This window comes from Vibrio sp. SCSIO 43137 (genome assembly GCF_028201475.1).
Taxonomy (GTDB): Bacteria; Pseudomonadota; Gammaproteobacteria; order Enterobacterales; family Vibrionaceae; genus Vibrio.
This window is the reverse complement of sequence record NZ_CP116383.1, coordinates 653,005-666,736: the sequence shown is the minus strand read 5'-3', so window position 1 is coordinate 666,736 and position 13,732 is coordinate 653,005. Positions and strand designations below refer to the sequence as shown.

14 protein-coding genes are annotated in these 13,732 nt (G+C 44.7%); 7 read left to right on the top strand and 7 right to left on the bottom strand.

The window, feature by feature from the left end; translation table 11 throughout:
• Positions 1-57: 57 nt before the first annotated feature.
• Positions 58-1,119: a permease gene (locus tag PK654_RS03265; protein WP_271697639.1), complete on the bottom strand. Its 1,062-nt coding sequence runs from the start codon at positions 1,117-1,119 to the stop codon at positions 58-60.
• A gap of 183 nt (positions 1,120-1,302) precedes the next feature.
• Here PK654_RS03265 and PK654_RS03260 point away from each other — a divergent pair, with 183 nt between their 5' ends.
• The 3 genes from PK654_RS03260 (at position 1,303) to PK654_RS03250 (ending at position 4,399) form a co-directional block, all read left to right on the top strand.
• Entirely contained in the window at positions 1,303-1,605 is a 303-nt protein-coding gene (locus PK654_RS03260; RefSeq protein ID WP_271697638.1) for an ArsR/SmtB family transcription factor, read from the top strand.
• Between the two features lie 225 nt (positions 1,606-1,830).
• On the top strand, positions 1,831-3,900 hold the full coding sequence (locus PK654_RS03255; RefSeq protein WP_271697637.1) for a methyl-accepting chemotaxis protein: 2,070 nt from the start codon (positions 1,831-1,833) through the stop codon (positions 3,898-3,900).
• A gap of 292 nt (positions 3,901-4,192) precedes the next feature.
• Positions 4,193-4,399: a hypothetical protein gene (locus PK654_RS03250; RefSeq protein WP_271697636.1), complete on the top strand. Its 207-nt coding sequence runs from the start codon at positions 4,193-4,195 to the stop codon at positions 4,397-4,399.
• Between the two features lie 73 nt (positions 4,400-4,472).
• Here the strand turns inward: PK654_RS03250 and PK654_RS03245 are convergent, their stop codons facing one another.
• Positions 4,473-5,039 (bottom strand): SOS response-associated peptidase, encoded by a 567-nt coding sequence (locus tag PK654_RS03245; RefSeq protein ID WP_271697635.1) that lies wholly within the window; start codon positions 5,037-5,039, stop codon positions 4,473-4,475.
• Positions 5,040-5,236: 197 nt separating this feature from the next.
• On the opposite strand from PK654_RS03245, the gene PK654_RS03240 reads away from it, so the two are divergent.
• The 4 genes from PK654_RS03240 (at position 5,237) to nqrM (ending at position 6,856) form a co-directional block, all read left to right on the top strand.
• Positions 5,237-5,665, top strand: coding sequence for a universal stress protein (locus PK654_RS03240; RefSeq protein ID WP_271697634.1), 429 nt, complete (start codon positions 5,237-5,239; stop codon positions 5,663-5,665).
• A 170-nt stretch (positions 5,666-5,835) separates the two neighbouring features.
• The gene (locus tag PK654_RS03235; RefSeq protein WP_271697633.1) at positions 5,836-6,126 is read left to right on the top strand and encodes a DUF134 domain-containing protein; all 291 of its coding nucleotides are present in this window, start codon (positions 5,836-5,838) and stop codon (positions 6,124-6,126) included.
• Positions 6,123-6,647, top strand: a complete 525-nt coding sequence (locus PK654_RS03230; protein ID WP_271697632.1) for a NifB/NifX family molybdenum-iron cluster-binding protein — start codon at positions 6,123-6,125, stop codon at positions 6,645-6,647. The genes PK654_RS03235 and PK654_RS03230 overlap by 4 nt, the downstream gene beginning before the upstream one ends.
• A gap of 5 nt (positions 6,648-6,652) precedes the next feature.
• Complete coding sequence (nqrM, locus tag PK654_RS03225) at positions 6,653-6,856, top strand: (Na+)-NQR maturation NqrM (protein ID WP_271697631.1); 204 nt, start codon at positions 6,653-6,655, stop codon at positions 6,854-6,856.
• 43 nt (positions 6,857-6,899) lie between these two features.
• Here nqrM and PK654_RS03220 read toward each other — a convergent pair whose 3' ends face one another.
• The 5 genes from PK654_RS03220 to guaB all read right to left on the bottom strand — a co-directional run bounded on the left by PK654_RS03220 (position 6,900) and on the right by guaB (position 13,508).
• Entirely contained in the window at positions 6,900-7,883 is a 984-nt protein-coding gene (locus PK654_RS03220; protein ID WP_271697630.1) for an ion channel, read from the bottom strand.
• 227 nt (positions 7,884-8,110) lie between these two features.
• Entirely contained in the window at positions 8,111-8,731 is a 621-nt protein-coding gene (locus tag PK654_RS03215) for an acetate uptake transporter (protein ID WP_333909655.1), read from the bottom strand.
• A 166-nt stretch (positions 8,732-8,897) separates the two neighbouring features.
• Positions 8,898-10,271 carry an IS4 family transposase gene (locus PK654_RS03210; protein ID WP_271695076.1) on the bottom strand — a complete coding sequence of 458 codons (1,374 nt, stop codon included), beginning with the start codon at positions 10,269-10,271 and terminating at the stop codon, positions 8,898-8,900.
• Positions 10,272-10,415: 144 nt separating this feature from the next.
• Positions 10,416-11,993 carry a glutamine-hydrolyzing GMP synthase gene (gene guaA, locus PK654_RS03205; protein ID WP_271697627.1) on the bottom strand — a complete coding sequence of 526 codons (1,578 nt, stop codon included), beginning with the start codon at positions 11,991-11,993 and terminating at the stop codon, positions 10,416-10,418.
• 51 nt (positions 11,994-12,044) lie between these two features.
• The gene (guaB, locus tag PK654_RS03200; RefSeq protein WP_271697626.1) at positions 12,045-13,508 is read right to left on the bottom strand and encodes an IMP dehydrogenase; all 1,464 of its coding nucleotides are present in this window, start codon (positions 13,506-13,508) and stop codon (positions 12,045-12,047) included.
• Positions 13,509-13,732: the final 224 nt, after the last annotated feature.

Below are 13,732 nucleotides of genomic sequence, written 5' to 3'. Positions count from 1 at the left end.
TAACAAGATGCGCCATAAAGACGCATCTCAAAACAACTGAACCTAACCGACAACTGTTTAAGTGAACAAATAGCTATAGGCAAAACCTGCACCAATCGCCATTCCCAGAATCACCACCAGAAAAGCAGCAATCATCTGATTTTTGAAGATGGCTTTTAGCAAAATAACTTCTGTCAGGCTGGCTCCTGCACTGCCTATTATCAGCGCCATCACCGATCCCAGAGCCATACCCTTCTGAACAAGAGCTGCACTTAAAGGAATGACTGCCTCGGCCCTGATATAGAGCGGAATACCAATCACCGCCGCAACAGGAATGGCATACCAATGTCCTTCACCGGCGTACTTAGCGATTAACTCGGTAGGGATAAAACCATAGATAAACGAACCCAGTGAAATACCCAGTAACAGATAAGGGAATACCTGCTTAAAGTCTTTCCATGTTGACTGCCATACTTTTAGCCAACGGCTGATTGGTTTGGGTTGTTCTAATACCATGGCTGCAGCACCTGCAGAGTTACAGCAACTGATTTCCGCTTCCGCCTTAACTTCAACTGACTCACTAGCAGAAGTACAGCTAACCGTTGCCGGCTCACCACAACTGGTTTTCTTTTCTTCAGGCTTGCTGCCGGAGCAGGAGGAACCACAGGCAGAAGAGTCAGCTTGCGTGTACGCTTCCGGTTTTACATAACGTTCAAAACCGAGCATTTCCAGCACCACGCCCCCGATAACGGAAACAGACAAAGCAACAGCAAAATAGAACAGTGCGACTTTCCAGCCGAAGGTTACAACAAACAAGCCTATAATAACTGGATTTAGTAATGGACTGGCGAACAAGAAAACCATCATAGGGCCAAAACCGGCGCGGGCTCTTAGTAAGCCTTTCAGGAAAGGAATTGTCGAACAAGAGCAAAACGGCGTAATGGATCCAAGAAGGGCAGCAATTATATAGCCTTTGCCATTTTTCGAGCTCAGTATGGATTGAATTTTTTCCGGTGTAATAAACTCTTGCAACATTCCCACAAAGTAGCTGATTAGCAGAAACAGCAGTGTCAGTTCAGCCGCTAAAAAGGCAAACATATTTAATGTTTCTTTCGCCATAGAGAGAATTTCAGGACTCATAATTTACCTCGTTAAATATTTCTATATTTTTCGAATTATAGAAACTTGCGAGATAAGATCAACCATTATTTCGATAAATATCGAAATGATTTTTTAGTTATTTAATTTCAATAAGATAGCCTAATTTGCAGTCACACTGCATTTCCATTAACATCTGCTTAGTCAACCTAAGGTGAGTAGCAAATGAATATTAAGCAAGTGGCAAAAGCACTGAAAGAGCTCGGTCACCCGACCAGGCTAAGCATCTATAAGTGTGTGGTTAAAGCCGGATTTCAGGGCATAGCCGTAGGCGGTGTACAACAAGCACTCAATATTCCCGGTTCTACCCTTTCACACCATATTTCCGGCCTTGCATCTGCCGGTCTTATTTCTCAACGCCGCGAAGGCAGAACGCTTTTTTGTGTGGCCAACTATGAATGTCTTGAACAGGTTATCGGCTTTTTGCAGGATGAATGTTGCGCTGATGAAACTCAAATTGCCAAATAAGGCAGCCCCCGAAAAAGTTTAACTTAATTACACTTTGTCTATACTAAACAGAGTGCTTAGTTAAAACAGACATCTCATTTAATAAAACCGTCAATATACCTAACTGGTCTTATGTTTAATTTCAGATATTTATAATATACTTACCAAGCATTTACCATATTAATAATAATAGTAATAACGTCGTTGGATTCTTAACCACCTCTGAACTGTCACACGAGGAAGATTATGAATTTAACAATCCGAGCCAAGCTCATTCTTATGGTCAGCAGCGCATTGCTCATCTTAGGTGCCTTTTTTGTTGCCGACCTGTTTTTTACCGAAAAAGTAGTCCTCCAAACAGCCAGAGAAAACGTCAATAAGCAAGTATCTCAACTACAGGACAATAACCTTCGCGGTCAGGTTGATACCGTCACCTACTCAATCGCCAACTTATATCAACAAACTCAATTTCAGAATATCAAGGCAACCCTTGCTGATGAGATCAACGTTTTTGCTGATACTGTAGAGAAGATCTATCAATCCTCAGACTTTTTTGAGCAGTCCGAGTCGGCAGTTTTTGCCTTTATTAATAACTATCGCTGGAATAACGGACGCTACCTGTTTGCTTATGATGCTGACTCCATTGTCTACCGTGCCAATGGCGCAAATACGGATATTATCGGAACCAGTGCCGCCGACGCTGAAGATGTAAAAGGCATTTATTATGCTCAGGATATCGTCAGTTCAGCTAAACAGGATAAGGTCGGTTTCTCCAGCTACTACTTTAAAAACCCGGCTACCGGGCAAATTGAAGAAAAACTGACTGCCTCTGTCTTTTTTGCTCCTATGAATCTGGTTATTGCCACAGGTGAGTACCTCACCACTCTTAAACAGGACAAATTGGATGCCGCTCTGGATGCGGTTAAAGCGTCCCATTATGGTAAGAATGGCTATTTCTGGATACAGGATAAAGACGGTGTCATCCTTACTCACCCTAAGAATGAGATCATTGGCCAGACACTGGGCACCACCAGCAAAATTGCCGCTGCTATCAGTGGTAAAGAGGACGCAGTAGTACTGACTCAGTATGAGAATCCGGCCACTAAAAAAACCGAAAACAAAATCAACTACGCCAGAAACATCTTCCCTGACTGGGGATGGACCATTGTGACCGGTGCTTACGAAAGTGACATTATGTCCATTGAAGAGAGCCTGATCAGTTCCACCACCAAAATTTTTGATGAGAAGGTCTATCAGGGCATCGGTATAGGCATAGCCATTATTGTTTTATCTCTGGCTATCACTATCTGGGTAATTAACCGGTTGGTAAACGGACTGGTCGAGCTGAAGCAAAAAATTGACACTCTTTCTACAGGAGAAGCGGATCTCACCTCCAGAGTTGAAATCAAAAATCAGGATGAGCTGGGCGATATCGGTAACTCTGTAAATGACTTTATTATCTACCTGCAGTCCATGATCAAAGAAGTAACGGCGGCCAGTACCCATATTACTGATAGTATTCAGGAGCTGAGTAAGCAATCAGAAACAAGCAATCAGGCACTAATCGCCCACTCAGCGGAGACTGAGCAGGTGGTTACCGCCATCACTGAGATGAGCGCTACCGCTGAAACCGTCGCCCAGAGTGCGGCGGATACCGCTAAAAATACCCAGCAAGCCAATCTTGAAGCCAGCGCTTCTAAAGAGAGTGTCACACAGGCCAGCCTGAGTATGTCTACCCTTATGAGTGAGGTAGATAATGCAGCAAATAACATCCACACCATGAATGACAACACCAAAGAAATTGTTAATGTGTTGGGTGTGATTGGTGATATTGCAGAACAGACAAACCTACTGGCACTAAACGCCGCCATTGAAGCAGCAAGAGCCGGCGAACAAGGGAGAGGGTTTGCTGTAGTAGCCGATGAAGTTCGTGCGCTGGCATCCCGTACTCAAAGCAGCACTCAGGAAATTAATGAACTGCTGGAACGCTTACAGAAAGATGCCGCTCAGGCCGTATCAGCCATGGATGAAACCAAACAGAGTTGTGAACAAACGGCTGAAAATGCCGATCGGGTAGCGGAAGGTCTGGACTCTATGAGTGACTCTATTACGCAGATTAATGATCTCAGCACCCAGATTGCCACCGCTTCAGAAGAGCAAAGCTCGGTAACCGAAGAGGTAAACCGCAACATGACCAACATCCGGGAGATGGTGCTCAACCTGACAGACAACGGTAAAGCGACGCTGGACAGTACCCAAAATCTTGCCGCAGCGAATGACCAATTAAGCTCGCTGGTCGGAAAATTTAAGGTCTAAGTTGAAGCTTTGGCCCGTAACTATCAGTAAATAAAGCCCTGTTAAGGGCTTTATTTATTGGCGCACCACTTTAAACAAAAAGAAGCAAATAAAGCAGTAAGCCAAACAAAACAAAGAAACCAAGCAAAATTACAGTTCACTAATTAGCTCAAACATCACAGTAACCAATAGTTCTTTCACTGTATTTCATAAAAATGCGAGATCACCCTTGAATCTATTCAGTACGCTGTTCGCTTTTTAACCAACTTTCAACTATAACTAATGCCAGTGATACCTATAAAGGAGTATACGAATGAATCATTATGATGATGTCTGTTGCTTAATCACCGGAGAAGAAGCGGCTAAGGGGAGCTATCTTTGTAAAAACTGTAATATCGTGGTTGATATTGATGAAGAAGTCGGCAAGTTACCTACATGCCCATGCTGTGAACAGCAGGTCTTTTACCCTCAGGCTACACATAAAGCCGAGTCACTTGGAGAGCAAGGCTTTATCAATTAATCAGGACAAGGATGATGTTAGATTGTCGATCAATATCTAAAGGAGTATCTAACATCTTTACCCCCGCTGATATCTAATGCTCTATTTCTGCTATTAACTCCCTATTGTAAATACGGCTAAGCAGCTGACCTGCATCTTCAACGCCGCCATGTAACCAGAGTTCTAGCTGATCTGAATCGAACAACAGAGGCATTCTGTGATGGTACTGAGCATATTGACGGTTAGGTTGTGTGGTAAGGGTTACCAGATGACCGCTCTGCTCAAGGGCAATACCAGCCATAAAAAGGGGCTGACTCTCTGGATCTGAAAACAGGTACTTATCTTTTTTCCCCTTTTCCCCTTTCCATTCATACCAACCATTGACAGGGACAATTACCCTCTGGTGGCGAAAAGCAGATTTGAATGTCGGCTTACTGGCAACACTTTCTGCCTGAGCATTAATAATCACCTTTTTAGCCCATTCCGGCTTTATCCCCCAAAGCAGTTCCAACTGGGTAAGTGAGTACCCTTCCGTTCCGATAACCGAAACGTGTTGTGTCGGCCTGAGATCACGGTTAGTCCTTGGATAAAACGTAATTCCCAGTGTCGCACTGACCGCCTGAGCCAGTGGGTCATCAATTACATTTAACCGTCCACACATCACATTAACCTCCCTGTTCACCTCTAAAGAAAGTGTAGTCCAACAGAGCCACCTCTCCAGAGCAATCAGCTACTCAAACTGTATAAGGTTGATGGTTTTTTCATATACGGGAAAGGCCGACAATGCTCAGGAATCTTCTGCCGTTCAGAAGGAATAAGACTATGCTTATAGTAAGGTTCAGCAATGAGGGAAAAACGATGAGCTACCAACATATATTAGTCGCCGTAGACCTGACTGAAGAGAGCCGGATCCTTGTTGAGAAAGCAACTGCTCTGGCAAAAGCACTCAATAGTGAACTTTCTTTGATTCATGTAGAGCAGCGCTTTGGTGAGATCTATCCCGGGCAGGTTACCAATGCAGAAATTATCTCCCATGCATCAGAAAAAGCGATTAAACAGTCCCATCAGGTATTACAAGTTTTTATCGATAACAGTGACTATCCCATCAAGATGAGTCTTGTCGGTGCCGGGGATATTGTTGATGAACTGGAGGATGCTGTACGACTTCACCATGTCGATCTGATTGTATGTGGCCATCATCAGGACTTCTGGCATAGCATTCTTTCTTCAGCCAAGCAGATCCTTAAGTCCAGTCCAATCGATATTCTGATTGTCCCGTTGCCCTAATATCCGTTGAGCATAAGCATTAGGTGGCGCTATCTGCGCCGCCTTCTCGAATTACAAAACAACTTAGGCTAGAATAAAAATTACTGGCATATGCTATTTATTTTTTCTTTAAGTTATTGGCATATGCCAATAATGATCGTATAGTAGCCCCACTGACCTCAGGAGAGAACATGGCACGACCTAAGAAATGCCGCCGGATATGCGGACGCCCTGCACACAGCTGTTTTAAGCCCAATGGCGTTCCCATGAATAAACTTGAAAAAGTAGAACTTCTCTCTGAAGAATTTGAAGCGCTCCGTCTGGCTGACTATCAAAATCTCAGTCAGCAGCAGGCCGCTGATCAAATGGGGGTTTCAAGGCAGACCTTTGGCAACATAGTCAGCAAAGCAAGATACAAGCTGGCCAAAAGTCTGGTGGAAGGAAATGCACTTGTTCTTGAAGAGAAGGAGTCAGAACAATGATCTATGCGATCCCACACTCACGAAACTGTGTCGCAAACCACTTTATGAAAGCGGCAAATTTTTCATTTTACGATGAAGATAACTCACTTATTCATAATATGCACAATCCGGCCGGAGCAGGTAACTCATCCTGTCAGGACAAAAAAGCGCTTATTTCTGCTATCCAGAATATGAATACCGACGCCATTATCGTCAGAAATATTGGCGAACGTGCCCTCGGAAAGCTGCTTAAAGCAGGTATTCGTGTCTATCAACTAGATAGCCAGACACCAGTGACAGAAGCCCTGTCAGGCCCGATGACGGAACTGACACAAGCATCTCAGGGGAGACCCTCCCACAAACATGACAAGAAAGGCGGCTGCTCTGGTGGCTGTGGAAGTGATCACGGCGCAGCTCACCAATGTTGTGGTTCGAAACATCAACATGCTCACGGAAAGCCTTCCGGGTTACATCAGGGCAAAACTATGCGCAGAGCTTTCACTGGGATATCATCAGTAAAGCCCTTTAACACAAACAGGTAGATATTATGACAACACTGCTCATTACCTTTGGCATCTTTATGATCGTTATTTTGCTTATGGCAATCGGCGTCATTCTGAATAAAAAAACCATCAAAGGCAGTTGTGGTGGTTTAAGCAATGTAGGGGTTGATAAAGCGTGCAACTGTGAAGAGACCTGCGATGAACATAAGCTTTATCAGATCTCTGAACCGGGAGAGCAGGACAAATAGTCATATAACCCAAAATATCAACGCGCTAAAGAACACCATCCCTTTAGCGCGTCATTTTCTTCACAAATACCACCACAAACAGCGCCATAGTAAAGCTGCCCAGAAAGGCCTCAAAAGCGGCAATCAGACGGGCAATGCCCGAAGGTGATATATCTCCGTAGCCTAGCGTGGTAAAGGTCACTACACTAAAGTAAACCGCGTTTAGAAACTCAAGGGCGAAGCCGGCAAAGCCAGTTGTTATATCAGGATAAATCGGGTTCTGTGCAGCGGTTCCTAAAAAGAAATAAGCTAGTGCGCAGATAAAAATAAAGGCGAGGGAAAATATCACCACTCTGAGGGGCGACTCTCCGTAACCACAAAAAATATCGACCGCTTTGGATATCCAGCGTTTGTAACTGGTTCTGGGCATTTGGTAGCGACGGTATGTCATCTCTTTTTTAAAGAAGTATCCGGCCGTTTCAAACAACCCCTGTCGCTCACACTGTTTGCGGATATTTCTCGCGACTTCTTCCGCCTCCTGACACAAAGAAATAGACTCTTCCCTGTGCCACTTACTCATGGCCTGCAGTGCCTTACGTTCCTGCTTAAACATATTGCCCCAATCTATGGTTTCTAACCGGGCATTAGTAAGATCGGCACCAAGTAAGTTGCAGTTATCCAGTTTGGCGCAGTGAAGATTGGCGCACACCAGTTTTGTTTTCATTAAAGAAGAGCCACGCAGATCCAAAGCAAAGAAGTGAGCGTCTGTCAGATCGGCACGGTAGAAGTCGGCATTACGGCATTTATAACCAACCCGGCTGCCCCTGTGCACTAAATCTATATCCTGTAGTTTGGTTCTGGCCAATTGAAAGCCATCCAGTGGCTTGCCGTCACGGGCCCACTGCTCTATCTGCTCTTTAATATCATCCTTGCTCTTATCAATCGCTGGATCGTGCCAGTAACAGAGACCAGATTCAGCGGCAGGCTCCTGACACTGCCAGCCATCTTCATTACAAAATGTACAAGTATGCTCTCTGCTCTCTGACATGGGCTACTCCTTCTGCGATACCACTGCACAGTCGCATGTCTGCCCAGAAAATTCGGGGTCAATACTTGAAAAGGCTGAAGATATATTTATGCGACTATTAACTCAATTTTAAGTTTAGAACTAACATCACTGTTTTTTATCTCATTATTGATACTTTAATTAATAAGATTTTCAGACAAATAAAAACCCCGGCAACATCAGCTGCCGGGGTTTCAGTTATGTTCTTATTATGCTGTTACAGGCTCTGCCGCTATTGTTTTTACCCTGCCAATCAAAGGCTTGCCTACCGGAAGCACTTCACGGCCGAACTCATTATTCAGTACCTGAGCCATAGCAAAGTAGATAGCACTTGCTCCGCAGAAAATACCTTCAAATCCAGCAATATGACCGATGTATTCGTCACCGGTAAAGTCACGGATAGCCAGCAGAGCAAACAGAATTGTCAGAGAGGCAAATACTACCTGCTTAGCCGTCGGATAGCACAGTGAACCGATAAACATAAAGCCGGTAAATACGCCCCAAAGTGCCAGATACCATCCCATAAACGGTGCAGGGCTGGCGGCTAAGCCCATTTTCGGCATCACAATCAGACCAACCAGAGTCAACCAGAACAGTCCGTATGAAGTAAAAGCGGTAGTACCGAAAGTATCGCCACGCTTGAAGCACATAATGCCGACAATTACCTGACTCAGGCCGCCATAGAAAATCCCCATCGCAAGGATCATTGAATCGACCGGAAAATATCCTGCGTTGTGAATGTTCAGAAGAATGGTAGTCATTCCAAACCCCATTAGACCTAACGGAGCCGGATTGGCAAGTTTAGTTGACATAGTAGCGACCTTACTCAAATTTAGTTTAAAAACTACAGATAAATTTTAACGAGCGCATGCTAATCGATTACCCACTCAGTTTCAATACCATCAGTTACTATTCACCATGTTTTTTATTGCAATATAAGGTTTACCGTTAAACAAAGGATAAAAAAAAAAACCAGCCCGCAGGCCTGTCTCTTGATCACAAGTCCTGCTCAAGAGACAGAGCGAGTTCGTAGCCTTCAAGGATGGCTTGTAGTTTGAGCCATCCTTCCCAGAGCGTCTTAACTGACGCTCTTCCATTTCTTTTGCTGTCTTTCCAACCGCCAAGTCTTGCGAGGTGTTCATAAGCCCATTTTGCTGTTGGAACCTCCTTTGGAAGTGGTGTCTTTACTCTTTTCAGCCAAAGCAACTTCCATGCTCTTGAGGACAAGATTTTCTCACAACTAACGTCTTCGATTTGCTCATTGGCAAATTTCAATTGGAAAATTCTTACTGCTAAAAACGCATAAATTGTTGCTAACCTATCTAAGTTATCTTTACTTTGTAACCGAAGCTCTTCAACTCCTGTCCCTTCAGTTTTCCAGACCTTGTGATACTCCTCAATCAACCAGCGTTTTTCGTAGTAACCAATAATTTTTAATGCATCTTCTGCACTATTAACTGGCTCATTAGTTAAAATATGCCAATTGAGCCTCTTTTCTCCATCACCGATTTCGGAGCAGCCAACATAGTTGAGAGAAATAGGAGCTCCTTTTTTGTTTGAGGGTGTTTTTAAAGTCACTGCTGCATATTTTACATCCAGAGTGACTTCACGAGCTTTCCGGCCACCCCTTTGAGCTATTTGGATTTGACGTTGCTTCACACTTTGAAGTTCTGATGCAAAGTGATAAAGCTTGTCTGAGCCTTCTTCTATATGACGGCTCATCATCGACCGCACAACAAAACGTTGCTGATTCGCCATTTTATAAATGAGGTAATCGTAGATATCGGCCTCGCGATCGCAAACTGATATTACGTTAACCATCGAGGTACCTAAACGGGCTGCCATATTGCGTGATGCTCTTTCCCATTTATAACCTTCTTTTTCTTCATAAGGTCGTTTCAACCCCTTACGACGGATACCTCGAGTCTTGATATCTCTCGTCCATCGTTGTTGTTCAACTAACCCAATAACGTCGAGAGTTTCAGGAGCAAACAGCAAAATACTATGGGCAAACAACCCCCTATAACGATTACCTTGGTTTACATGTCCTAAGTCCGCTCTAATAGAGCGATGTTTGTAGCTTAAGGTAGTTGTATCTTCTAACGCGAGAAGGAGAGGGTAACGATGAACTTGATCTGCAGTTGCTTTAAAGCCTGCTTCGGCAATATCGTCTGATGAGACATTGTCGTTCCGAATAAATCGGTAAGCGCCCTCCATACTTGCTGGAGAATGAGATGATTTCACTACCGATTTACCTGGATGCTGAGCTAAGTCTGATGCCATTTTTACAAGTCTAGCCGTTCTTCTTGGGTCTCCAAGTTTAGCATGACCAAATTGCTCTTCAGCCCAATCACTATTGCTTTTAATCATCTCAAAACCCTCAACTAAGTCCGTTAAAGATCTGATCGTGAACCAAGAATTAAGTTCAAAAAAAATCCCTCACATTATGCGAGGGACTTCTGTATAAAAGACAGGCCCGCAGGCTGGTTCTGTAATAGGACTTACTTGTGAGAGTTATTCCCACTCAATGGTGGCTGGCGGTTTACCGGAAATATCGTAAACAACCCGGGAAATACCATCTACTTCATTGATAATGCGGTTAGAGACTTTACCAAGGAAGTCATAAGGTAAATGTGCCCAGTGAGCGGTCATAAAGTCGATGGTCTCTACAGCACGTAGTGAAACAACCCAGTCATACTTGCGGCCGTCGCCCATAACACCTACCGACCGTACCGGCAGAAATACAGTAAAGGCCTGAGAAACCTTATGGTACAGATCAGCGTTATGCAGCTCTTCGATAAAGATAGCGTCTGCACGACGAAGTAAATCACAATACTCTTTCTTGATTTCACCAAGAACCCTTACACCCAGACCCGGCCCCGGGAATGGATGACGGTAAAGCATATTGTATGGAAGACCAAGTTCCAGACCAATCTTACGTACTTCATCTTTAAACAGTTCGCGTAGCGGTTCCACCAGCCCCATTGCCATATCATCAGGCAGGCCACCTACATTGTGGTGCGATTTAATCACATGAGCTTTACCGGTTTTCGATGCCGCTGATTCAATCACATCCGGATAAATGGTGCCCTGAGCCAGCCATTTTGCGTTCTCCAGTTTCTTCGACTCTTCATCGAACACGTCGATAAACACATGACCGATGGTCTTACGCTTAACCTCTGGATCGCTCTGCCCTTTCAGGGCATCAAGAAAACGCTGCTCCGCTTCAACATGAACGATATTCAGGCCGAAATGATCGCCGAACATCTCCATAACTTGCTGGGCTTCATTCAGACGCAGAAGGCCATTATCCACAAATACACAAGTCAGCTTATCGCCTATTGCTTTGTGTACCAGCATAGCAACAACAGAAGAGTCCACACCACCGGAGAGGCCAAGGATCACTTCATCATCGCCTACCTGTTCTTTAATGCGGGCAACAGCATCATCGATGATGGACTGAGAAGTCCATAGCTTCTCGCATCCACAGATATTCAGTACAAAGTTCTCCAGCATTCGCATGCCCTGACGGGTATGAGTTACTTCCGGGTGGAACTGAACACCGTAGAACTTTTTCTCTTCATTGGCCATTGCCGCATATGGGCAGGTATCTGTTTTGGCAATTTTGACAAAGTCGCCTGGGATCTCGACAACTTTATCACCGTGGCTCATCCAGACATCCAACAACGGATTTCCGTCTTCAGCAATAGCATCTTCTATATTACGGAACAGTTCACATTCGCCGACCACTTCGACCTGAGCATAACCAAACTCACGCTCATTGGAACCGGCAACCTTTCCGCCCAACTGCTCAGACATGGTCTGCATGCCGTAACAGACACCGAATACTGGTACACCGGCATCAAATACATATTGAGGTGCTCGTGGCGAGTTTTCTTCCGTTACACTTTCCGGGCCACCGGACAGAATAATTCCGTTAGGGTTGAAATCACGGATATCGGCTTCATCAACATCCCAGCTCCAAAGCTCACAGTAAACACCGATTTCACGTATACGACGTGCGATTAACTGGGTGTACTGAGAACCGAAGTCTAAAATCAAAATTCGTTGGTCATGAATATCTTTTGTCATTTTTTCTCTCTCGAAAACATCCGTAGTGAGTCTTAAGGCTCACTTCTACAATTAGCCCAAGCGGTAGTTTGGCGCTTCTTTGGTAATCTGCACATCATGTACGTGAGACTCTTTCATACCGGCACCGGAGATTCGTACAAACTCTGCCTTAGTACGCATCTCTTCAACGGTAGCGCTACCTGTCAGTCCCATACTTGATCTCAATCCACCCATCTGCTGATGAACAATCTCTTTCAGGCGGCCTTTATAAGCAATACGACCTTCAATACCTTCCGGTACCAGTTTGTCTGCTGCATTGTCGCTCTGGAAGTAACGGTCTGAAGAACCCTGAGACATAGCACCCAGAGAGCCCATACCACGGTAAGATTTGTAAGAACGACCCTGATACAAGATCACTTCACCCGGCGCTTCTTCTGTACCGGCAAACATTGAACCAACCATTACACATGACGCACCAGCGACAATAGCTTTACAGATATCGCCGGAGAAGCGGATACCGCCATCGGCAATAACCGGAATACCGTGTTGGTCTGCAACCTCTACTGCATCAGAAATAGCGGTAATCTGAGGAACACCAACACCCGTTACGATGCGGGTTGTACAAATCGAGCCCGGGCCAATACCCACTTTTACCGCACTAACACCAGCTTCGATAAGCGCTTTCGCACCAGCACCAGTTGCTACATTACCACCAATAATATCTAAATCAGGATAAGCAGCTCTCGTTTCACGGATACGGGTAAGAACCCCTTCAGAGTGACCATGAGAAGAGTCAATCAGCAGAACATCAACACCAGCTTCAACCAATGCAGCAACCCGCTCTTCATTACCGGCACCGGCACCAACCGCTGCCCCGACACGAAGGCGGCCCTGAGCATCTTTACAGGCATTAGGCTTACGTTCAGCTTTATGGAAATCTTTGGCGGTAATCATACCTTTTAACTGAAATGCATCATTCACTACCAGTACTTTTTCCACTCTGGCTCTGTGCATCTCTTCCTGAACCACTTCCGGGCTGGCACCTTCTTTTACTGTTGCCAGTCTCGCTTTCGGTGTCATTACCTTATCCACGGTTTTAGACAGGTCAGTTACAAAACGAACATCACGGCCGGTGATAATACCAACCAGTTCATTGTTCTCAGCAACAACAGGGTATCCGGCAAAGCCGTTCTTTTCTGTCAGGGCAAGTACATCAGCAATGGTCGCTGTTGGCTTAACGGTAACAGGGTGAGAAACCACACCGGCTTCAAAGATCTTAACCCGGCGAACCTGCTCAGCCTGCTGCTCAATAGACATGTTTTTATGAATAAAACCTATGCCGCCTTCCTGTGCCAGAGCAATTGCAAGACGGGCTTCCGTTACGGTATCCATAGACGCTGACAACATAGGAATGTTCAGCTCAATGTTTTTGGTTAACTTGGTACGCAGATCTGCGGTATTAGGAAGTACTGTCGAATGTGCAGGGACGAGTAAAACGTCGTCAAAAGTAAGGGCTTCTTTTGCGATTCGTAGCATTGCAATATCTCTCAACAAATGGTTAAAACAAAAATTCATCCCTGTTTAACTGCTAAAGGATGAATCTTCTGAATGAATCTAATTAAATATTGCAGACGGATTATACGCAGGACGCAATCGGTTAGCTACACATTTTTTTAATTTTAATTTGCATTTCACCCCTTGATATGTATTATATTGCCGCTAATTTCCATACTCACGTCCCAGTGGTTCCCCTCGTGTCG

Bases quoted from the DNA above. Each gene is read 5' to 3' on its own strand.
- PK654_RS03245 (WP_271697635.1), bottom strand. From the start codon at position 5,039: ATGTGTGGACGGTTAAATGTAATTGATGACCCACTGGCTCAGGCGGTC.
- guaB (WP_271697626.1), bottom strand. From the start codon at position 13,508: ATGCTACGAATCGCAAAAGAAGCCCTTACTTTTGACGACGTTTTACTC.
- PK654_RS03250 (WP_271697636.1), top strand. From the start codon at position 4,193: ATGAATCATTATGATGATGTCTGTTGCTTAATCACCGGAGAAGAAGCG.
- guaA (WP_271697627.1), bottom strand. From the start codon at position 11,993: ATGACAAAAGATATTCATGACCAACGAATTTTGATTTTAGACTTCGGT.
- nqrM (WP_271697631.1), top strand. From the start codon at position 6,653: ATGACAACACTGCTCATTACCTTTGGCATCTTTATGATCGTTATTTTG.
- PK654_RS03265 (WP_271697639.1), bottom strand. From the start codon at position 1,119: ATGAGTCCTGAAATTCTCTCTATGGCGAAAGAAACATTAAATATGTTT.
- PK654_RS03255 (WP_271697637.1), top strand. From the start codon at position 1,831: ATGAATTTAACAATCCGAGCCAAGCTCATTCTTATGGTCAGCAGCGCA.
- PK654_RS03235 (WP_271697633.1), top strand. From the start codon at position 5,836: ATGGCACGACCTAAGAAATGCCGCCGGATATGCGGACGCCCTGCACAC.
- PK654_RS03260 (WP_271697638.1), top strand. From the start codon at position 1,303: ATGAATATTAAGCAAGTGGCAAAAGCACTGAAAGAGCTCGGTCACCCG.
- PK654_RS03210 (WP_271695076.1), bottom strand. From the start codon at position 10,271: ATGATTAAAAGCAATAGTGATTGGGCTGAAGAGCAATTTGGTCATGCT.
- PK654_RS03230 (WP_271697632.1), top strand. From the start codon at position 6,123: ATGATCTATGCGATCCCACACTCACGAAACTGTGTCGCAAACCACTTT.
- PK654_RS03220 (WP_271697630.1), bottom strand. From the start codon at position 7,883: ATGTCAGAGAGCAGAGAGCATACTTGTACATTTTGTAATGAAGATGGC.
- PK654_RS03240 (WP_271697634.1), top strand. From the start codon at position 5,237: ATGAGCTACCAACATATATTAGTCGCCGTAGACCTGACTGAAGAGAGC.